We start from the raw sequence: 23,078 nt of genomic DNA on the forward strand, positions 1-23,078 counted from the left end.
TTAAAGAATATTTAGAAAAAATTCTTTATCATTAAAGTTATCTTCAATTCAAATATTAAAAAAGTAATAAATATTTTGTATAGTATACGGGCAACAAGATTTTACAATGATTTATGATCTTTAAGTTTGGAGAATGTTGACCCTAAGATTACAGCCCATATCAAGGAAGGATTTAAGAATGTTTGCATATGGAAGATTAGCGTTGACGAATCTGTTGATGTTGACATTTGCGATGCCGAAACTGAGTCCTTTAATGCTGAAGCGTCAATTGACGGTGACAGGCTTAACCTAGCCTTGTCAGGGCATTTGGATACATTAAGTGCTCCTGAGCTTCTTGCTAATTTTGAGAAAATCAGACAGGATAATGATTTAAAAAGCGTGTTCATCGATTGTTCTAAACTTGAGTATGTGTCATCTGCAGGCATCCGTGTTCTTCTTATTATGCATAATGACTGTGCGGATGGAGTTACAATGAAATCTTGTAATGAAACCATTATTGAAGATTTATCAAATACCAATATAAAAATACTATAAGAGCTAAAAGTACATTTATAGTATGCTGGCGTAAATATTTATTTAATAAAATAATAAGAATATATTTTTAACATAATTGATGAATTAGGGGTATTATGGCATCAAGTAAAGAATTTTTGGAATATGTATTAGAACAATTGTCTGATTTGGAAGAAATATCCTATCGGGCAATGATGGGTGAATATATCATTTATTATCGGGGTAAGATTATTGGAGGCATTTATGATGACCGTTTCCTGGTCAAACCCGTAAAAACAGCAAAATCATTGATGCCAAATGCTGATATGGAATTGCCGTATGAAGGTGCAAAGGAAATGCTGCTTGTTGAGGAAATGGAAAACCGTGAGTTTTTAAGGGAACTGGTTGAAGCCATGTATGAAGAGCTTCCAGTACCAAGGAAAAGAAAATGAATTATTTTCTAATCCATTAAACTCAATTAACTGTTGGATTGAAAAAAATGAAATCACAGTTTAACATTTAATCACTCTTTTTTTAGTAATCTTTTTATTAATTATAAAAGATATTTAACATTATGTTAGAAACAGTTTTTTATTTTCCGTGGGAAGTTTCTCTGATACTATTTCTGCAAAGCTCCCTTCCGGATTTTGTATTTGGATTTTTTAAGATTATTTCTGAGGTCGTTTCTAAAAATGTCCTTGCTTTTATATTCATTTCAGTTTATCTTGCATACAACAAGGATTGGGGTAAATTCACATTGCTCTCGTTGGGTGTGGCAGGTGTGTGCTGCGAATTTATCAAGATTACCGTTGCACGTTTAAGGCCATATGCAGTTGCGGATAAAATCAAGTGTATTTATGCAAATGCTCCTGATCACAATCCCTTTGACTTTAAGGCCCAGGGATATTCCCTTCCAAGTGGGCATTCGATGATGGCAACCAACCTGTTTTTGGCAATTCCTATTTGCCTTAAGAAAATTCCTTATGTTGCCATTGGATTGATTGGTGTTCTGATTGTTGCGCTTTCAAGGGTCGGATTAGGTGTTCACTTTCCAACAGACACCATTGCAGGTTTTCTGATTGCTTTGGTGATAATCTTAGGGTTATCCCGTATTTACGACAAGACTGAATATAGGAACTATCTTTACTTGGCTGTTGTCGCACTGTCATTGCTGGGAATTGTATTCTGTCCGGATATAGGATACATCAAATACGTGGCTTTGGTTTCTGGAATTTCATTAGGTTTTCTTGTTGAGGAAAAATATGTTAACTTCGAAAATCCTAAAAGCAGACGTGATGCAATAGTCCGGTTTGCAGGGGCAATAGTGCTGTTCATATTGCTTTTTGTATTGATTCCAAAGCTTGCAGGAAAAACTGCATTGGTTGATTGCATCAAGTATTCCTTGTTCACATTCATAATGCTTGCAGTATATCCTTTGGCGTTTAAAAAGATTGATAGAGATGGCTAAGTAACCCATTCAATCAAATTTATTTTTTTTATTTTTCTATTTTTTCATCGCCAGATGCATATCATATTTCACTAGTTATCGAATTAATTTCAATGAGTTGGTATTTCATTGATAATGGCTTAGAATATGTAAAGTTAATAGTTTTGATTCAATATCCTTGCATCTCCTTTTCAGTAAATGGTAGGATTTGAAAATTAATTTTATCGCCTAAATTTCTAAAGTGAAAAATAATAAAAAAAGAAATAAGATGAAATTATCTTATTTTTTATTGTAATACATTGCACCAATTGTAATAATCAAGAATGCGATTATTATGGTTGATATATTTTCAACGGCTTGAAGCAGGGAGTTTCCTGTGACTTTCAAGAAGTCTAGGATTGATTGAATGAATGCCAGGAGTTGGTTGATTAAATCAGTAAAGAATCCTATAATTGAATTAATTAATCCCATAATCCATCCCAGAATTTGCTGCACAAGTCCTATGATTTGCTGTAGGAGTGAAATGATTGAGGATAAAAGTCCAGCAAGAAAATTCAAGAATGATAAAATCATGTTTAGGAGCTGTTCAAGACCACTCAATAGGATAGCAACTAGTTTTAAGATTCCGCTCAGCTGCTCCCATATTGATCCAAGCAAATCCACTAACCTGTCAAGACCATCCATCAGGGCCTGGATTTGTGCCAGGAATTCATTAACCATTCTCATTATTTCTGATGCAGCATTGTAAATGGTCATGAAGAAGTTAGTTAATGTGTCTATGATAGGTTTCCATGCATCATAGAGTGAATTTAAAAGCAAAGCCCAATAACCATATAAATCATCAAGGAATGTTGAATTTGTCCCGTTATCCTGTGGGGTCATATTGGTCATGTTGGTTGCGTTTGTTGCATTAGTTACATTATCGGTTGCGCCAGTTACATTGTCATTGGTTGCATTTGTCTGATTGGTTATGTTGACCACACTTTTTGAGCCAGTTTTGTTGCTGGTGTCGTCTGTGTCATCTTCACTATCCTCAGCATCGATGCTTCTAAATGAAACTTTATATGCAAAATAATCTGATTCATTTCCTGATACTGATTTTAAAACTTCAAAATCAAAAATAGCTTCAGTGTCGTCATCTATTTTAACGACTTCATGGTCGTTTATTTTTTCGTGTGAACTGGCAACAGCCTTGCCGACCTTGGAATGGGAGGATCCGGTTTTTACAAAATCAGTCATTATCTTTTCAATTTGACCTTTGCAATCCTGCTTGTAACATTCTATTATTGCAAGTTTCAGCTTATTTGAATTTCTTGCCTTTGATGCGGAGGCATGTTTGAATTCATCTCCTTTGCTTGCAGGGGATTTTGAATAATCAAGAATGAATCCTTTATAACCATCACTAAATTTAATGTTATTTCCAGTTCCCTTCGCTATAATGTAGGCCTTTTTAGCTTTATCGTCCGATTTGTTTTCATCCGATGAATTACCATCATCTTTATCCTTATCTTTGTCATCATCGGTTGCATTGTCATCATCATCCCCACCATCGATTGGTTTGTCGGAATCTGTTGCGTTGCCATCGTCACTTGTGGCATTCTCTGCAACCACAATGCCTAAAAAACAAAAGGAAAGTAATATAACCAAAAGTATTGTAACTGTTTTTTTGTTCATATTTTGCCTCTATGTTGTAATTTTTATTATTCATATATATTAAGATTATTGCATTTTCTGTTGGATTTTGTTAAATAATGGCCGAATAGTTGTTCTGTTAACCAGTGATGGCAGTTGACCACTTTAAATTTTAAATAGTATTATCTAAAAATATATTATCGTCAAGATTTAGGTATGTGATAAATATGGACTTACGTGAAATTATAATGGATGCAATTAAATATCCTATTAGTGATACTAGAAAATTTTTAATATTCTGTGTTTTAATTATTCTAATGAGCTTATCAACAGTTCTTCCATCATATGGAGTGAAAAACGGTACATTATCCATCATTTTAACCCTTGTGACTTTAGTCGTTGCATGTATAGTTTTAGGGTACTCTGTTGATGTTATTAAAGGAGGAACTGAGGGTGAAAAGACACTTCCTGACTTTGATTATGTGAAGAATTTTGTCATTGGAATTAAAGCATTTATTTTGGATTTAATCTATTTCATCATACCTTTAATCATTGTAATAGTTGTCGCTTCCGCAAGCGGCCTTTTCAAATCATTAACAAAGATTGTATATGCAAGTTCTGACGCTATAGCTAATGGAGCAAACAATTTGACCATGATTATGGCGAAAGTTCCAAATTCAGCGGTGGCCACATTCTCCAATGCGTTAACAATCACTTTAATCGTTGGAATCATATTGTTCATCATATTCTCATTGATGTCATTTACCGCAATGGTGAGGTTTGCAAAATCCGGAAGCGGAATTGAAGGTCTGAGATTCAAGGAAATATTAAAGGACATGTTAAAAATAGGCATTATAAAGATTATCGTTACCTTGATTGTAATCTACATTATCGCATTTGCCATGTTCCTTGTCATTGGACTTATAGGATTGATTCCATATATTGGAGTATTCATAGGCATTTTTGTAGGAGTGCCTTTCATAATACTGTACGTATACAGAGCAATCGGTTTATTGTATGCTGATGCAGAATAATAAACCCTTTTTTCTTTTTATATTCTTTTTTTCTGTTTTTTTTATTTTTAATGGAGGCTAATGATGAAAATATTGTATTTGACTGATTTGTACTACGAAGCCAAGGGCAGAAAGTATTTTGAAGAGGATTTATATATTACTGGCATATTGAAGGAACATTTTGATGTTGCATTGTGCCATCCGAAAAATTCAAAAGAGTTTGAAAAGGATGCGGATTTAATCGTTTTTAGAAATACTGGGCCTGTAAGTGGCTTTAAGGAGGAATACAAATCCTTCGTCAAAAGAGTAACTTCAAACAATCTTAAAACTTTCAATGAGTTTGCAGGAAAAGCCGACATGAGAGGCAAGCAATACCTATTGGACTTGACATTGGACAATTACCCTGTAATTCCAACAATCGATGATATTGAAAAGCTGAATATGCTTCCCGATTGTGAAAGATATGTCATTAAGCCAAAGGATGGTGCGGATTCCATTGGCCTAGAGTTTCTATCTAAAAAGGAATTGCTTGAAAGGAACCTTGAAAACATGCTGATACAGCCTGCAATCGACTTTGAATACGAAGTGTCCTTCTATTTCATCAATGACAATCTGGAATATGCATTATACGCTCCTGATAATGATAGAAGATGGGACCTAAAAACATATGAATTCAGCCAGAAGGATAAGGAATTTGCAGAAAAGTTCATCAAGTGGAATGACATTGAAAACGGAATCCAAAGGGTCGACGCCTGTAGAACAAAAGATGGAAGACTGCTTTTGGTTGAACTTGAAGATTTGAATCCTTACCTGTCTATCTTGGATCTGGATGAAAAAACAAGAAATGACTTCATGAAGCATTTGATAATTGCCCTAAAAAAATTTTCTGAATAAAATAAATGATAAAAAAAGAGTGGAGTAATAGGTCATTACTCTTAATTAAATGTAATTATTGTTGTATTTTCGTAATTGAATTGATGAATAGGGCTAACTGAACCCATCACATCGGTAATGTTGTTTGATCCGCTAATGTGAATGTTGTCATGACTGTTTGAGGAATCGTTGTGAGAAACCTCTCCGATTTCGGCGGAATAAACTGTGGCGAATGATAATGAAACAATTAATATTAATATTAATCCATGCATGATTTTTTTATTGTTCATGTTTGGTGCCTCCTTTTGGTTTTTGCTTTGTCCCCAATCCTCTTGAAGACTATGTATAAATCTTTTAAAACGTTAATATATAAAGATTTTTGAAAGCAAGTGCTTACTTGCATCTTAAATACTAAAAATAAGAGTTATATCACTTTAAAATTAAATTGCATTCCTTAAATCATTCATTGATTTTACAAGTATCATTAATCAATCATGAACTAAATAGTTAAGATATTTATTATAAAAAACATAACTATAATTATGAAAACTTTCAGCAGTACTGATGAGAAAATCATAAAGGCAACATTTGAAATCCTTCAGGAGGAAGGTTTTGCTAAGGCAACCACCAAAAAAATAGCCGCAAAGGCTGGTGTGAATGAAGTAACAATTTTTAGAAACTTCAAAAACAAGAACAATCTCGTTGAAGTTACAAAAGAGTATCATCTTCAATTGTTAATCAACAAATTAAAAGAGATTTTTGAATTTGATGATGATGACGGAATTGAAGAGTATCTCAAAATTTCATTCTTTGGAATCTTGAATCTTACAGAGGAAGATTTAAGCATATTGAGAGTGGCTATGGAAGAAGTTCGTCAAGATCCTGAGAAAACAATCCTCATATCCGACATCACTGATGTGATATTGGACCAGCTTGAAGAATTCTTCACAGTAAAAATAGAAACAGGTGTAATAAGAAAAGTCAATCCTAAATCATTGGCTATAATGTGTTTCGGAATGCTGTTCCAGTCAGTTATATTGTGGAAGATATATAATCATGATTTGGAATTTGAAGATAACTATTATGCTGATGACTTGATAAACATAATGTTTGAGGGAATAAACCCTTAAATGTTCTTTTTTTATATCTTTGGTGATACAATCAAGTCCAAAACCATTTTTACAATATTACTTTCAGCATTTCTCATAATAACTTTGGCTTGTGTAAGTGCAGCAGATTCCAATCAAACTGCATTGCAGGATAGTCCTGAAATCGGAAATTTCACTGAGTTAAATGGTGAAATCGGAAAGATTTCAGACAATGGAAGCCTGACACTGAAAAAGGATTATAAATATAATTCCAATGATTCTGGGTTTAAAGAAGGAATAAAGATTGTTCGGGACAATATTGTAATTGATGGGGATGGACACACTATTGACGGTGCAGGACAAGCCCGTATATTCAACATAACCTCAAATAATGTTACCTTGAAAAACATTCACTTCATCAACGGATATTCGAATGAGTATGGCGGTGCAATAGTCGCCAAGAATGGAATAATCAAGGACTCTTTTTTTACAAACAACACTGCTAAAACCGGTGGAGCAATATATTTTGATGAATTCGGAGTAGTGACCAACTCCAGATTTGAGAATAATTCCTGTCCTGATGCTAATGGTGATGGTGGTGCAGTTTACTTAAACGGTGGAGGAACAGTATCAAATTCCATATTCACAAACAACACTGTTGGAGATTATGCTGGTGCAGTCTATTTCAATGAAAATGGAAATGTGACTAATTGTAACTTCACAAATAACACTGCAAGCTATTATGGTGGTGCAGTCTACTTCTGGAAGGATGGAAAAATCGAAAATTCTAATTTTAAAGGTAATTATGCACAAAATGGTGGATCATTATATGTTTATGGTGTGAGCACTGTAGACAATTGCAATTTCACAGCTAATTCTGCAAGAGCCGGTGGTGCAATTCAATTATGGGGAAATGGGACAATAAATCATTCCATTTTCACTGATAATCTTGCAAGTTTTAGCGGTGGTGCAATTTACAGTAATAATTGTGTAAAATTAAACAATTGCAATTTCACAGGTAATTGTGCCGAAGAGCATGCAGGAGGCACACTATATGCTTACGACACTGCAGATATAATTGAGTGCAACTTCACCAATAACTCTGCTTCAAGCGGAGGAGCAATCTATTTAGATAAAAATGGAAACATTAATAAGACATCATTTAAATTCAATAAAGCTAATGATGGTGGGGCCATACTGGTTGGTGAAGAGTTGGTAATAAGTAAATGTTCATTTAAGGATAATGTAGCTACTTTAGGTACCAATGATATAAAATTAAGAGATAATGCTAAACTTCTTTATTTGGCTCATTTAACAATTTTAAGTGCAAAAGATGTCATCTATGGAAATACTGTTAGAATTTCAGCAAATGTTTCATGTGAAGATGCGGTGGTTAATTCGGGAAGCGTTTCAGTTGTAATTAACAATAAAAGATACTCATCCAATGTAGTTAATGGAACCGCAACAATTGAAATTCCAAATCTTAATGCAGGGTCATATTCAGCAAGAGTCATGTTTGATGGAGGTCAAAATTACACTAACGCCACTAAAAATGTCACTTTCAATATTTTAAAGCAAAATCTGAAAGTTTCTGCAAGCAATAAGGCATATATAATTAATTATGGTGGCAAATACTCTGTTACCATTAATGATGCTAATAATAATCCTGCTTATGGCGTTAAAGTAGCATTCACATTAAACGGCAGGTACATTGGAAGTGCAACTGCAAATTCCAAGGGTGTTGCAACATTCAAATTAACATCCAAAATGCTTAAAACTGCAAAAGCAGGTAAAAGGAATCTTGTTATTAAAACCACCAGTCCAAACTATGCTATGGGCAAAACAGTCAAAATAACAATCAATAAGGAAAAAACAAAAATCACCGCTAAGGCAAAGAAATTCAAGAGATTTTCAAAAACTAAAAAATACACAATTAAATTGAAAAACAGCAAGGCAAAAGCAGTGAAAAAAGTGAAGGTCACCTTGAAAATCAAGGGCAAAACATATAAGGCAAAAACTAATTTCAAAGGAAAAGCCGTCTTTAAAATCAAGAAATTATATAAAAAAGGTAAATTCACAACCAAAATTAATTTCAAAGGCAATAAATGCTACAAGCCTGCAGCAAAAAAAGTTAAAATAGCTATTAAATAATTTTTTTTTTAAATAATGGTTTGTTGCAGAATCATCAACCTGAGTGCTGATGATTTGCACTAAAAAATTAGAATTTGAAGAAATCTCTTCCCCAACTGATTTTGTGTTTGATTTCTTGAATTTTCATTTCAGGGCTTGTACCTGTTTCCTCATATCTTTTTTCAATCATTTCGATTTTCTTATCCGCATCTATTGCGGTGTGTTTAAGTTCATCGATAAAATTAATGCTTTTTTCAACTTCATCCATTTGCGCAATCATTTCGTTTCTTATTTCGAATAATTGGTCAATGGCTTCACCAACACTGACTCCGTTTGATTCTAGTTGTTTTACTTTTTCGATTTGCTCGTCGGTTAATTCAATTTCTATTTTTGTCATTTGTTCACGTCCTGATATGTCGTTAAATGATTTTATAATATTAAATGTATTTAAATATTTTCGAGTGTAAGTGCTTACCTTCCGCTTATTGTGTCAATAAATATTTATTATTAATCTAATCTATCGGGAATATTCTGAATGATTATGAAATTGGGGATGCCAACGATCAAAACAATCATCGAATTCCAGTGGATAAATTTTTCTTTATTTTTAAAATAACTTTTTTAAATAATTTATTTTTTTATTTAAACTTGTTAAATTTATTATTTTTTTAAAATAAGATGTAAGTGAGCACTTGCATTCGAAAAACTTTATATATTGCCTTTTTCAGATAACTAATTGTGCAAAGATGTGTGGTTTGGTTTAACCGGGCTCATATCAAATTCATTAACAAGGTGATTACTATGGATCTTTCAAAAAAATTATTAACATTACTTGCAATATTTTGTGTAATTGCATCTGCTGGAGTTGTTTGTGCAGCAGATAACGGCGATTATTTAGGAAGTAACTATGCTGATGACATGAGAGGATATGCTGGAAGCCAATACGAAGATGGTGGTTATGCTGGCAGTCAATATCAAGATGACGGTGGATGGGCTGGTAGCCAATACGAAGATGGTGGTTATGCTGGCAGTCAATATCAAGATGACGGCGGTTGGGCTGGTAGCCAATACAACGAAAGTGCTGAAGACCACGGTTGGGCCGGTAGTCAATACAACGAAACTCTAGAAAATGCAAACGCTACTGGTAATGCAACCGGAAATGCTACTGCTCCTGTAGCTGCAAACACAACAGCTACAAATGCTACCAACGCTACTGCTCCTCAAAACATGTTAGCTACTGGTAATCCTATCTTATTATTGTTAGGAGTGACAGCTGTGGCTGGCGGATATGTAGTGTTAAGAAGAAAACAGTAGGCTTATATTCCTAAACTTCTTTTAAAGCAGAATAACCATTCTGCTTTTTCCTCCCTATTTTTTTCAAATACCATTTTTTTTAATTTAACTCAATGCAATATTTTTTCCCACTTTTTAATCAAATAAGAAAATTATTATTATATAAAAATTATAAAAATTTATGTATAATGTTTAATTTTTAATGAAGGGAGAAAATATATGAAAATTAAATCTGCGATTATTGTATTTTTAATCATAATCTGTATCATTTCAGGCATGTCGATGGTTTCAGCCAGTGAAATCCAGGATGATGCAATGGGTGCAATAGATGATTATCAATCTAATATCAAATTAAATCAGGAAAATGGCTTTGATTCCATTTCAAAGAATAATTACGTTGAAGAAAATCTAGAATCTGATGATGAAAATGTTTTAAGTCAGGGTGAAGAACCATTGAGTTTCAATCAGTTCGGCGCTGATTTGAACAGTAGCGGAAGCGAATTCAACATGACTCATGATTATGCATGTGCTGATGATGACGATCCAGAATCATGTTCATTTAATATAGAAAATTTGACAATAAATGGAAACAATCATGTTTTGGACGGATCAGCATCCATTTTTTGTTTCGATTTCCATCCTGGTGATGATGAATCTGTGGATAATGTTAACCTTGTAATCAATGACTTGACAATTAAAAATTTCAGGGCTCCTCCATTAGACTTTGATGTGAACAGTCTCACTTTAAACAATGTTAATTTCACAGATTGCATTGATGATTCATCTCTGTTGTTTGGTTCTATGAACTATTTTGCTTTAACTGTTAACAACTGTAATTTCTATTCAAATTCACTAAAGGGATTTTTTTCTTTTTCATATACTCAAATAACAATTAATAATTCCTATTTTTCAGGAAAAAACATATTGGGCAGTGCATTAATGTTGGATAGGGTGCAGATGATTGTTGAAAATTCCACTTTTGAGGATTTCAATGCTCAACATGGGGGCATAATAAACTTTAAGGGAGATTACTTTTCAATTAGAAACTCCAAATTCCTCAATTCCAATGCCAATGCCACTGGAGGAGCAATTATTGCCAAATTTTTCCCGCTTCATAAAAAAATTGGCGATGGAAAAATACCTTATTACACATCAGACTCTCTTATTGAAAATTGTTTATTCTCAAATTTGTCATCCACCAGCAATGGGGGAGCTATTCACCTTGACCTTGATTCAGGAACAGAGCGTGTTCGACCAACACTCATTGTATCTGATTCCAATTTCACAGACTGCCGCTCCAAATTTGGTGGAGCTATTTCAATCATTGGAGGAATCCTAAACATTTCATCCTCCAGTTTCACCAACAATGCTGCAGGTTTTGAAGGTGGGGCAATTTACTCCTCCTGGACCAATGTCAATATCACAGAATCCAATTTCTTCTCCAACAAGGCAAGTAAAAATGCAGGGGCAATATACTTTGATAAGGGCAATCTCCTCATTAACGGCTCTACATTCATGAACAATAAAGTATCTATGGAGTCAAACAAGACTGCAAATGCAATTTACGCCCATGATGTCAAGGCAACCCTTTCACATTCAACATTCGACAATGGAGGTGTTGGAGTATATGCGGACTTTGCGGATGATTCCGTTGTTGTCAATGTTGAGAAAAACAATGACATATTCCTCATGGACAATCATGATTACCTTGTCAGTGTTGAAACTCCTGGAATCAAGCTCAATTTAAAAGGCAATGAAATAGTTGTCGACACTTTACCATCCAGGTTTGATGCACGTGACTGGGGATGGGTAACTCCCGGCAAAACCCAGGGAGACAATGATGACTGCTGGGCATTCGCCACAGTGGCATCTCTTGAAACAGCCCTTCTCAAAGCAACAGGAATTCAATACAACCTCTCACAAAACTATGTGCAGAAACTTCAGTTGAAGTACTTTAATGCAGGGGATTTAAGAAATAGCCTAACCGGTTTTACTTATAGTGGATTGGGCTATGCCCTAAGCTGGTATGGAGCGTTACCTGTTGATGGTGTTTATGATGATCGTGGAATGATATCAGACACTGACTTGGATGTTGAGCGCATTCATGTTCAGGATGCAATGATAATTTACACAGGACAAGACGATACTGTTGACAATTTAAAACGTGCAATAATGAAATACGGTGCAGTTACAGTTCAATTCTTTGTAAACAGTACTGGAGTTGAAATACCAACAGAAGGCGAGGACATTGCACTTATGGAACACGGCACCCATTTCATTTCACTTATAGGTTGGAATGATAAATACATGGATGAGGGTGATGAGGAATCCTATTTCATGTGGTTTACAAAGGATTCACTAACTGAATTTTTAAATGTAGGATATTCCACTTTCTCCGACATTGACTATTATGCAATTGCACCGCAAAGGGCCGCAGTGGCATATATCTTTGAAAACACTAATGACTATCATGTGAACTACCAGACTGACTTTACCGGTTTGGCAGGCTTTGACGGCAAGTATAACATCTATTCAAACGAGTTCACCTCCAAGTATAGCGAGGTGATTGGTGCTGTTGGAACCTACTTCAACGATTCAGGAATAAAGTATTCCCTTGAAATTTATGTGAACAATGAGTCAGTACACAATCAGACCGGCGTCAGCGAGTTTGCAGGATTCAGGACAATTGTATTGGACAAATACGTTCCGGTAAAAGAGGGCGACCAGTTCAAGGTAGTGTTCGCAAGTAATAGTGTTCCTTATCAGGCTTGGTCAAGGATGCATTACATGCCAGGCAGGTCTCTTGCAAGTGCAGACGGTGAAACATGGACTGACTTTGCAGGCCTAAACAAGACAGTTTGTCTTAAGGCATACACTTTAAAAGTGGATGAAAACTCATTTGCAGCACTTGCTGAGGAAATTAACAAATCCGGTGAAGTATTAAACATCACCCACGATTACCTGTTCAACGAAAGCACTGACACACATATATTAGGTAAAAAATCTGAGTGGGATACACAGATACAAATCAAAGTGAACAAGGACAAGCTTGTGATTAACGGTAACAATCACGTAATTGACGGAGCAGGCATCGGTGCAAGTTTCATAATCCCCAAAACCGCAAAGGAAATTGTCATTAATGATTTGACATTTAAGAATTTCAACAAGACTGCATTTCAAAGTGATGCGAAAATCACCCTGAACAATGTAAACTTCACCGGATTCAAAGTTTCAATTTATCCAATATTTTCAAGTTCACATTCCGTTGCAACATTGAATAACTGTACTTTCCATTCAAATCAGGTTTCTAAACTCATATCTGGCGAGTATTCTGATGTGACCATAAACAATTCCAGACTGATTGGAAATGATCTTATTCTAAAGGCCATTGATATCAACAGGGGACACCTCACAATCCACAATTCCCTGATTGAAAACTTCACATGCAAGAACAAGACCATGATTGACTACAAGGGGGACCGCTTCGAGCTTGTGAATTCAACCTTCGCAAATTCCATTACCGATTTAAGTGGAGGGGCTATTCTTGCAAAATACTTCCCAATCGAAAAGGATGAAGGAGTGTACATTCCAACAGATGCAATTCTTATCAAGGATTGTCTGTTCAGCAATCTTACAGCCGGAAATGATGGGGGAGCAATTCACATAGACCTTGATTCCGCATCACGCCACGTCAGGAAAACAATGAACATCATTAATACAAACTTCACTGACTGCAGTGCGAGATTCGGAGGGGCAATCTCCGTTCTTGGTGGAGATTTAAACATTACCGGTTCAAATTTCATAAACAATGCTGCAAGCTTTGCAGGCGGTGCAGTCTACACATCATGGACCAATGTAAACATTACCGGATCCAATTTCACAAATAATAGAGCAAACAGGAATGCTGGGGCATTATACTTCGACAAGGGAAAACTTAATGTTACCAAGTCCAATTTCACAGAAAATGAGGCATTGGGCAATTCCTCCACATATGCCAATGCGGTTTATGCCCATGATGTTCTGGCATACATCAGCGATTCAACCTTTGACAATGGTGGAGTTGGAGTCTATATGGACTTTGCAGACAATTCAAAGCTTGTGAATGTTGAGAAAAACGATGACATTTTCCTCATGGACAATCATAATTACATTCTCAGTGTTGAAACACCTGGAATCAAGCTTAATTTCACAAATAATGAGACAATCGTTGACAAACTTCCATCCCAGTTTGATGCACGTGACTGGGGATGGACAACACCTGCTAAAACCCAGGGGGACAATGATGACTGCTGGGCATTCGCCACAGTGGCAGCCATTGAAACAGCACTCCTTAAAAAAACAGGCGTTGCATATGACCTCTCACAGAACTATGTTCAGGAAATGCAACTCAAATACTATCCAATAGGTGATATCAGAATCAGCCTAACAGGTTTCGTTTATAGTGGTTTGGGTCATGCATTAAGCTGGTATGGAATATTGCCAAAAGACAGCCCATATGATGACCGTGGAATGATTATCGATGCAGACATGGACACTGAAAGGATTCATGTTCAGGATGCAGTGTTCATATATACCGGAATGAACGATACCATAGACAATATTAAAAGAGCAGTACTGAAATACGGTGCAGTCATGGTCCAGTTAATTGTAGAGAACGAAACAGAGGTAATTGAAACTGAGGGTGAGGACATTGCACTCATGGTTCATCATACTCATTTCGGTACAATTATAGGATGGAAGGACACCAATGAAAGCGATGGGGGCATGTGGATTGTAAAGGATTCTCTGTCTGGATTTGCTAAATATCCATATGATAATTTCTCATACATTGATTATTTCGCAATTGATCCGCAAAGGATGGCTGTTGCATTCATCTTTGAGAACAATATCGATTATCATGTCAACTACCAGACTGACTTGACAGCATTGGCAGGATTTAATACTAACTATACAATGTATTCCAATGAGTTCACCTCCAAGTATACTGAGGTGATTGGTGCTGTTGGAACCTACTTCAACGAGTCAGGAATCGAGTATTCCTTTGACATTTATGTAAACGGAGCAAAGGTACACACACAAAAAGGCGTCAGCGAGTTTGCAGGATTCAGGACAATCGTATTGGACAAGTACGTTCCGGTAAAAGAGGGCGACCAGTTCAAGGTAGTGTTCACAAGCAATTCTGTTCCTTATCAGGCTTGGTCAAGGATGCATTACATGCCTGGAAGGTCTCTTGCAAGTGCAGACGGTGAAACATGGACTGACTTTGCAGGCATAAGCAAGACAGTTTGTCTTAAGGCATACACTTTAAAAGTGGATGAAAACTCATTTGCAGCTCTTGCTGAGGATATCAGCAAATCAGGTGAGGTATTTAACATTACTCATGATTACTTGTTCAACGAAAGCACTGACCAATATATTTTAAGTCAAAAAATAGACAATAATATTACCTTGACCGTAATCAAAGTGGACAAGGACAAGCTTGTGATAAACGGTAACAATCATGTTATTGACGGTGCTGGCAAAGGTGCAATGATTTCATTCTCCAATTCCGAAGGCGAAATTGTTATTAATAATGTGACATTTAAGAATTTTAACAAAAGCGTATTGTTAAGTGACGCCAAAATCACATTGAACAATGTAAACTTCACAGACTGCATAGCTCCAAAGGATACATTGATTTCAACATCCTTTGCCAATGTGACTTTGAATAACTGTAATTTCCATTCCAATCAGGCTCGTCAACTTATATACTCATCATTTTCCAATTTAGTCGTAAACAATTCCAGAATAATTGGAAATGATTTAGTTCAATTGGCTATTGAAGTAAACAGGGGACAATTTGCAATCCACAATTCAATATTTGAGAACTTCACATGCCAGAACAAGACTCCGATTGACTTCAAGGGGGATCGCTTCGAGCTTGTGAATTCAACATTCTCCAATTCCCTTACCGGTTTAAGCGGAGGACTGATTCTTGCAAAATACTTCCCACTGAAGGGGGCAGGGTCAGAGGTTATTCCATCAGCTCCAATCCTTATCAAGGATTGTCTGTTCAACAATATTACAGCAGGAAGTGATGGAGGAGTAATTCACATAGACCTTGATTCAGCATCACATGGTGTCAAACAAACCGTGAATATCATAAATTCAAACTTCACTGACTGCAGTGCAAGATTCGGAGGAGCAATCTCCACTCTTGGAGGAAACCTCAACATTACCGGTTCAAATTTCATAAACAATGCTGCGGACTTTGCAGGTGGTGCAATCTACTCCTCATGGACTAATGTCAACATTACCGGGTCCAATTTCACAAACAATAGAGCAAACAGAAATGCCGGGGCATTGTACTTCGACAAGGGAAAACTTAACATTACAAAATCCAATTTCACAGAAAATGAGGCATTAGGCAATTCCTCAAATTACGCAAATGCGATTTATGCCCATGACGTGTTAGCATACATCAGCGATTCCGCCTTTGACAATGGTGGAGTGGGAGTCTATATGGATTTCGCAGACAATTCAAAGCTCGTGAATGTTGAGAAAAACGATGATGTTTTCCTCATGGATAACCATGACTATGTCCTCAGCGTTGAAACACCTGGAATCAAACTCAATTTCAAAAATAATGAGATAATTGTGGACGCTCTTCCATCCAGGTTTGATGCACGTGACTGGGGATGGACAACACCGGGTAAAATCCAGGGGGACAATGATGACTGCTGGGCATTCGCCACCGTGGCATCCATTGAAACAGCACTCCTTAAAAGAACCGGTGTTGCATATAATCTTTCACAGAACTATGTTCAGAAAATGCAGCTCAAATACTATCCAACAGGGGACATCAGAATCAGCCTAACAGGTTTTGCTTATAGTGGTTTGGGTTATGCATTAAGCTGGTATGGAGTATTGCCTATGGACAGCGCATATGATGACAGGGGAATGATTCTCGATGCTGATGCAGATATTGAAAGGATTCATGTTCAGGATGCACTGTTCATATATACCGGAATGAACGACACCATAGACAATATTAAAAGAGCAATAATGAAATACGGTGCAGTTACAGTCCAGGCATATGTTGAGCCTCCTGAAGAGAAAATACCAACTGAAGGCGATGACATTGCAATCATGGAACATGATACTCATTTCATTTCACTTATAGGATGGCAAGATCGCAATGACTCCACTGGAGGATTTTGGATTACCAAGGATTCAGTTTTAGGCTTTGGTGATAAATCATACACTAATTTCCCACAAATAGACTATTATGCAATCAATCCGCAAAGGATGGCTATTGCTTACATCTTCGAGAACAATATCAATTATCATGTCAACTACCAGACTGACTTGACAGCATTGGCAGGATTTGACGCCAATTATACAATGTATTCTAATGAGTTCACATCCAAGTATGATGAGCTTATTGGTGCTGTGGGAACATATTTCAACGAATCAGGTATTGATTACTCCTTTGACGTGTTTGTAAATGGCAAGAAGGTTCACACACAAACCGGTGTCAGCGAGTTTGCAGGATTCAGGACAATCGTTTTAAACAAGTACATTCCAATAAAAACCGGCGACCAGTTCAAGGTTGTATTTAAAAGCAATTCTGTTCCTTATCAAGGTTGGTCAAGAGTTCATTACCTGAACGGAACATCCCTTGTAAGCATTGATGGCAACAGTTGGGTTGATTTTGCACCTTTAAACAAGACTGTTTGTCTTAAAGTCTACACAGTAGCTGATGATACCAAAATTGTCAACAATAAGAACATTAATGTTGACTATAATGGAGGATCATACTTCAGCGTGAAAGTTGTGACTGCTGACGGCAGGGCTGTTGGAGCAGGTGAAGTCGTCAAATTCACAATCAACGGCAAAACACTAACAGCAGTAACCGATAATGATGGAATCGCAAAAATAAAGATTTCCGAAAAGCCTGGAAAATACAGCATAACAACCAGTTACCGTGGAGTGAACTACAAGAACACCGTTACTGTCAAACACGTTTTAACAGTGACAAAAGTGAGTGTTAAAAACACTGATAAGAAGCTAATCCTCAAGGCAACCCTTAAAATCAACGGCAAAGCAGTTAAGGGCAAAACAGTCAAGTTCACATTCAAGGGCAAAACCTACAAGGCTAAAACCAATGCCAAAGGAGTAGCTAGTGTCACTATTAAGCAGGCTGTGGTTAAAAAGCTCACCAAGAAATCCTATGCCGTCAAGGCCACTTACCTTAAAGACACAGTCAAAGGTACTGTTACTGTAAAACAGGTTCTTAAAGCCTATAAGGCTACTGTCAAAAAGTCTTCCAAAAAGTTTTACCTTAAGGCGAGTCTTAAAATCAACGGCAAGGCTGCTAAAAAGAAAGTGATTAAATTCAAGTTCAAAGGCAAGACTTATAAGGCTAAAACAAACAAGAAGGGCATTGCCAAAGTGACCATTAAGAAAAAAGTCATCAAAAAGCTCAAAAAAGGCAAGAAATACTCAGTAAAGGTAACTTACCTTAAAGACACCATCAAAACAACAGTTAAAGTCAAGTAGATGAATTAACTTTCATCTATTCTTTTATTTTTTTAAATATCTTTATTAAATTCAATATTTTTTTATTTTACTTCTTATTAGTTCTTATTTTTTAAAAATAAGATGCAAGTAAGCACTTGCATTCGAAAAACTTTATATATGGTCTTTTTCATATAATTACTTGTGCAAAGACGTGTTGTTTTAGATTAACACGTCACTTATCAAATTAATAAGGTGATTACAATGGATCTTTCAAAAAAATTATTAACATTACTTGCAATATTTTGTGTAATTGCATCTGCTGGAGTTGTTTGTGCAGCAGATAACGGCGATAACTTAGGAACTGTATATGCTGATGACATGAGCGGATATGCTGGTAGCCAATACGAAGATGGCGGTTATGCTGGCAGTCAATATCATGATGGTGGTTGGGCTGGTAGCCAATACGAAGATGGCGGTTATGCTGGCAGTCAATATCAAGATGATGGTGGTTGGGCTGGTAGCCAATACAACGCAAGTGAAGAAAACGGTGGTTGGGCTGGTAGTCAATACAACGAAACTCTAGAAAACGCAAATGCAACAAACACTACTCATGTGGCTGCTGCAGGAGAGCCAACCAATGCAACTACTAACATAACTGCAAACGCAACCTCTTCCCAACATATGTTGGCTACTGGTAATCCGATCTTGTTATTAGTAGGAGTATGTGCAGTGGCAGGCGGATATGCAGTATTAAGAAGAAAAGAATAAACTCATTACTTCTTTTTTTAAAGCGGAAAATATGCTTCCGCTTTTTTCCTCCCATTTATTAATTTTCAAAATTTTTTCTTATTTTGTCAAATATAAAAAATAGTTTACGTATCTTAGGGTACAAAACATACGTTGAAATTATCACTTTTAAATTAATCCCTTTCAATCATGTATTCAATAACAAGATATGCTCCAAGAATTGCACTGAATACAAAACCGATTAATCCAAGTGCAGGCATTCCCCATAATTGTGGACCTTTTTCTGAAAGTATTGCAAGTGATGATCCGACAATCAATGCGGATACGATTAATGCAACGGATAACTGGTTAATCAGCTCACTTATTCCCAAGTGGTTTAAGTTGACTTCAAGGTTTCCTTCCTCTATTTTGGAGATGGTACTGTTGATTGTCTCAGGCAAGTCCTTTGCCAGGTGCTCCAGTTGCAAAAGGTAATTCATGCTGACCTTTGCAAGTCTTTCAGGCTTGTACTTATTGATTACTATCTTACGGGACAGTTTCTTCAATTCGGTTGCTGCATTGAATTTAGGGTCTAACTTTTTACCGGTGTCCTCGATAAGTGTAATTCCACGACCAATCATCACAAATTCTCTTGGAAGAACCACTTTGTTTTTCACCATTACATTAAGCAAATCTTCCATTGCACCGTCCATGTTCTTCAGCTCTGCACCGTAATACCTGGTCAGCAAGTCATCAACATCGGCCTTCAGCTCGTCAGTATTCTGTGCAGGGGTTATGATGTCCATGTAGATAAGTTGCTTGATGATATTGTTGGTGTTTCCGCTGATTAAAAGAAGAATCAATTCTGCTAGATTTTCCTTGAAATCATCATTCAGAATTCCCATCATTCCCTCATCGATATAGCAAAGCTTCTGGTCTTCTGTAACAATCAAATTTCCAGGATGAGGGTCTGCATGGAAAAATCCATCGGTCATGATTTGTTTGAAGTATGATTTGACCCCATAACTTGCAATCTTTTTCTTGTTGATTTCAGGATAGTCTCCCTCCATCAAATCGGAAACCACAATTCCATCAATCAGTTCCATTGTGATTAGCTTTTCAGTACAATAATCAGTATAAGCTTTAGGTATTTTAATATATGAAACGTTTTTGAAGTTCTTTGAAAGATTCTGCATGTTCATTACCTCTTCAAGGTAATTTATCTCTTTAAAAATTGATCTTTCAAATTCACTCACCATTGCAGGCAGATTGTATGTCTGTGTTATTGAAAGGTATCTGTCAATTCTTATGGCCAAAAACTTCATTATCCTAACATCGGACTCAATAACTTCACGTGAATTAGGCTTTTGAACCTTGATTGCAACATCTTCGCCTGTGCTTTTCAGTTTAGCTTTATAAACCTGGCCGATTGAAGCCGAACCGATAGGCTCCTCGTCAATTTCACTGTACACTTCATCTATTGGCAATTGAAGTTCGCTTTCAATAACCTTTTTTATTTCATCAAATGGAGTGGTTGGAGTGTTATCCCTTAATTTCTGAAGCTCTTCGGCAATTTCAACGCCCACAAGGTCGGGCCTTGTACTCAACATTTGCCCTAACTTGATATAGGCTGGACCCAACTCCTCCAATACTCTTCTGAATCTTAAAGGTATTGATTCATCTGGAAATATGCCTTCTTCCTTGGCTTTACGGTTTCTGAGGAATGGAAATCTTTTAAAAAAGGTGTTTTCTTCAATCAAATATCCAAAATCGTTCTTTTTTAAAACCTGGTATATTTCATTGATACGTTTTATGTTTTCATTGCCGGCGTTAGGAATAACTTTCATTATATAAAAATAGTAAAAAGTAGTATATGTTTTTTTAGAATTTTTCTAAAATCCTAGCATATACAGCTTTCAAATCATCATCTGATTTTTCATATATTCTTTTTAAAATTAATTCGGGTGTACTTTTTGCAAGGAAATTCATTTTAGGGGTTCTGTCAACGATAAGATTGTAGTTTTCATCCAATCCTTTCGCTTCAATACCGTCCACACGAATATCGGTGTAATTCATAAGTTCCCTTGCCATATGAGTGACAATAACACCATAAGAATTGGTTTCTTTAATCATGTCAATAAATGTTGATATGATTTTAACTGCTGCATCGAGTTCGGTGATTCCTTCGAGTTCATCTAGTAATACTAACTTTTCACTATCTGTGGTGACGATTGGTATGAACACGTTTAAGAATGATTCGAATGCACCTGCATCAAGGGATCTTTTCTTTGAGAAGTGATACACTTCATCAAATATTTTTATTTCGGCCTTGTCTGCACTTACAGGAAGTCCCATCTGTGCCATGAGTGATATCTGAGTCAAGGTTTCCAGAAGTGTGGTTTTACCCCCGCTGTTTGCACCTGTAAGGAGAGCTATGTTCTCGTCTTTTGTCAATTGGTAATCCACCTTTTGAACATAATCCTTGTCCTTTTTAAGTGCCAATTCGAGGTGCAGAGCTCCTGTCAACTTTATCTCCTCGCCGAATTGTGGTCTGCACAAGCCATACTCATATGCAAAACTGCCTAAGCTGAACTCATAGTCGAATCTGATGGCATCTTTGACCTCTTCGATTGCCCTTTCCTTTATGGAGTTCAATTCTATTGCAGCATTCCTCTTTATGTCGAATATGTCATTCTCCTTTTTGGAGGATTGCTGAAGGGTCACCCTTTCGATTTCTGTTTCATCAATCTGGATAGGATATGTCCTGAGGTATGGGTCAAAACTCATGCCGGTTTTTTCCCTGATGATTTCCTTCCTTTTATTGATAATGTCGTCAAATATTTTACTGATTTTTGGAGGGAAGTTATTGTTTAACAGGTTGAGAATTTCATCTCCTTCAAGGTCAACCTGTTTGATTGATTTTTCCAACTCATCATCCATCTCATCTTTAAGTGAAAGGACAAGGTCTTCAATATCGACCTCCCTTTTATCAATGATATTCAACTCATCAATGATTGGAATTATCTCGCCCAATACACTTTCCCTATTCCTGATCTTTTGAATTTCATGGACTCTTGAGAAGAGGTCCTTATTCTGGATAAAGAAATTGATTATCTTTTCCGGAACAATTTCATAATCTCTCTCATCAATGCTGATTATGATGACATTCGGCATTCCCTCAAAATCAAGAACTCCCTGGGAATAGACGTAGAACACCAAATCATAATTCCTCATCTCCTCCTGAAGAAGAGGGGAATCGCTTGCAGTAATGATTGGGTAGTATTGGTTCAGTCCCAAATCGGTCAGGTATGAATTGTCTTCGGCACTTTCAACAAGAATGACTTTGCTTGGGTCATATTCGGGTTTGGCTTCTTCAACTTCCTTCAGGTTTTTCATCAAACCTCTCAATTTGATGATTGGAAGTTGTGAGACATGCTCCTTGGCATTCATTACAAAATCTAGTTTTTCATTGATCTTGTCAATGTCTTTGGATGGAGAAAGCAGCAAAATTCTATTCTTTGAGTATGAGGTGTTGGAATATGATAAAATCTTGTTAATGATGTCCTCATAGAGTTCCATTGCACGGTCGCTTTTAATAAACTCATAATCAGGATTGTTCAATAACTGGTTCATTATTTCAATAGCCTTCCTTTGGCTGATGCCGTCAACTGCTGATATCTTTTCAACATCGACATTGTCAACTATCTTTTGGAGTTCTTCTTCGCCTCCAACGCTATTGAGTATTTTTTCAGAGATTTTATTCCCTATTCCTTTAATGTTTTGCAATGTTATTCTTTCCCCTTTCATTTTACCAAACCCTTTTTGTAGAAATAATATATCTTTTATTTATATATTCTAATTTTGCCGAGAGCATTTGGAAAG

Annotated in this window: 15 protein-coding genes; 10 read left to right on the forward strand and 5 right to left on the reverse strand. The window is 36.3% G+C overall.

The genetic code is table 11. The features are described from left to right. The first annotated feature begins 126 nt into the window (after nt 1–126). The 3 genes from E7Z78_RS02560 to E7Z78_RS02570 all read left to right on the forward strand — a co-directional run bounded on the left by E7Z78_RS02560 (nt 127) and on the right by E7Z78_RS02570 (nt 1,960). Nucleotides 127–534: an STAS domain-containing protein gene (locus E7Z78_RS02560; RefSeq protein ID WP_303723611.1), complete on the forward strand. Its 408-nt coding sequence runs from the start codon at nt 127–129 to the stop codon at nt 532–534. 95 nt (nt 535–629) lie between these two features. Next, on the forward strand, nt 630–944 hold the full coding sequence (locus tag E7Z78_RS02565) for a TfoX/Sxy family protein (protein WP_303723612.1): 315 nt from the start codon (nt 630–632) through the stop codon (nt 942–944). Nucleotides 945–1,066: 122 nt separating this feature from the next. Next, a complete protein-coding gene (locus E7Z78_RS02570; protein WP_303723613.1) occupies nt 1,067–1,960 on the forward strand; it encodes a phosphatase PAP2 family protein in 894 nt (297 codons plus the stop codon). 258 nt (nt 1,961–2,218) lie between these two features. On the opposite strand, the gene E7Z78_RS02575 is transcribed toward E7Z78_RS02570, so the two are convergent. Next, nucleotides 2,219–3,613, reverse strand: coding sequence for a hypothetical protein (locus E7Z78_RS02575; RefSeq protein ID WP_303723614.1), 1,395 nt, complete (start codon nt 3,611–3,613; stop codon nt 2,219–2,221). 275 nt (nt 3,614–3,888) lie between these two features. Here E7Z78_RS02575 and E7Z78_RS02580 point away from each other — a divergent pair, with 275 nt between their 5' ends. Together E7Z78_RS02580 and E7Z78_RS02585 are read left to right on the forward strand one after the other, a co-directional pair. Then, nucleotides 3,889–4,605 carry a DUF4013 domain-containing protein gene (locus tag E7Z78_RS02580; RefSeq protein WP_303723615.1) on the forward strand — a complete coding sequence of 239 codons (717 nt, stop codon included), beginning with the start codon at nt 3,889–3,891 and terminating at the stop codon, nt 4,603–4,605. Between the two features lie 63 nt (nt 4,606–4,668). Beyond that, nucleotides 4,669–5,478 (forward strand): hypothetical protein, encoded by an 810-nt coding sequence (locus tag E7Z78_RS02585; RefSeq protein ID WP_303723616.1) that lies wholly within the window; start codon nt 4,669–4,671, stop codon nt 5,476–5,478. A gap of 41 nt (nt 5,479–5,519) precedes the next feature. On the opposite strand, the gene E7Z78_RS02590 is transcribed toward E7Z78_RS02585, so the two are convergent. Next, on the reverse strand, nt 5,520–5,747 hold the full coding sequence (locus tag E7Z78_RS02590; RefSeq protein WP_303723617.1) for a hypothetical protein: 228 nt from the start codon (nt 5,745–5,747) through the stop codon (nt 5,520–5,522). 252 nt (nt 5,748–5,999) lie between these two features. Between E7Z78_RS02590 and E7Z78_RS02595 the strand changes: the two genes are divergently transcribed. Together E7Z78_RS02595 and E7Z78_RS02600 are read left to right on the forward strand one after the other, a co-directional pair. Beyond that, the gene (locus E7Z78_RS02595; RefSeq protein ID WP_303723618.1) at nt 6,000–6,587 is read left to right on the forward strand and encodes a TetR/AcrR family transcriptional regulator; all 588 of its coding nucleotides are present in this window, start codon (nt 6,000–6,002) and stop codon (nt 6,585–6,587) included. Continuing rightward, the gene (locus tag E7Z78_RS02600; RefSeq protein ID WP_303723619.1) at nt 6,588–8,696 is read left to right on the forward strand and encodes an Ig-like domain-containing protein; all 2,109 of its coding nucleotides are present in this window, start codon (nt 6,588–6,590) and stop codon (nt 8,694–8,696) included. A 67-nt stretch (nt 8,697–8,763) separates the two neighbouring features. On the opposite strand, the gene E7Z78_RS02605 is transcribed toward E7Z78_RS02600, so the two are convergent. Next, nucleotides 8,764–9,072 carry a hypothetical protein gene (locus E7Z78_RS02605; RefSeq protein WP_303723620.1) on the reverse strand — a complete coding sequence of 103 codons (309 nt, stop codon included), beginning with the start codon at nt 9,070–9,072 and terminating at the stop codon, nt 8,764–8,766. Between the two features lie 404 nt (nt 9,073–9,476). On the opposite strand from E7Z78_RS02605, the gene E7Z78_RS02610 reads away from it, so the two are divergent. The 3 genes from E7Z78_RS02610 (at nt 9,477) to E7Z78_RS02620 (ending at nt 19,238) form a co-directional block, all read left to right on the forward strand. Next, the gene (locus E7Z78_RS02610; protein WP_303723621.1) at nt 9,477–9,989 is read left to right on the forward strand and encodes a hypothetical protein; all 513 of its coding nucleotides are present in this window, start codon (nt 9,477–9,479) and stop codon (nt 9,987–9,989) included. Between the two features lie 198 nt (nt 9,990–10,187). Next, entirely contained in the window at nt 10,188–18,509 is an 8,322-nt protein-coding gene (locus tag E7Z78_RS02615; protein ID WP_303723622.1) for a lectin like domain-containing protein, read from the forward strand. Between the two features lie 222 nt (nt 18,510–18,731). After that, on the forward strand, nt 18,732–19,238 hold the full coding sequence (locus tag E7Z78_RS02620; protein WP_303723623.1) for a hypothetical protein: 507 nt from the start codon (nt 18,732–18,734) through the stop codon (nt 19,236–19,238). Between the two features lie 152 nt (nt 19,239–19,390). Here the strand turns inward: E7Z78_RS02620 and E7Z78_RS02625 are convergent, their stop codons facing one another. Together E7Z78_RS02625 and E7Z78_RS02630 are read right to left on the reverse strand one after the other, a co-directional pair. Then, nucleotides 19,391–21,043, reverse strand: coding sequence for an AarF/ABC1/UbiB kinase family protein (locus E7Z78_RS02625; RefSeq protein WP_303723624.1), 1,653 nt, complete (start codon nt 21,041–21,043; stop codon nt 19,391–19,393). A gap of 34 nt (nt 21,044–21,077) precedes the next feature. Further along, nucleotides 21,078–23,003, reverse strand: coding sequence for a helix-hairpin-helix domain-containing protein (locus tag E7Z78_RS02630; protein ID WP_303723625.1), 1,926 nt, complete (start codon nt 23,001–23,003; stop codon nt 21,078–21,080). Between the last annotated feature and the right edge of the window lie 75 nt (nt 23,004–23,078).

Source organism: Methanobrevibacter thaueri (assembly GCF_015062915.1).
Lineage (GTDB): Archaea > Methanobacteriota > Methanobacteria > Methanobacteriales > Methanobacteriaceae > Methanocatella > Methanocatella thaueri_B.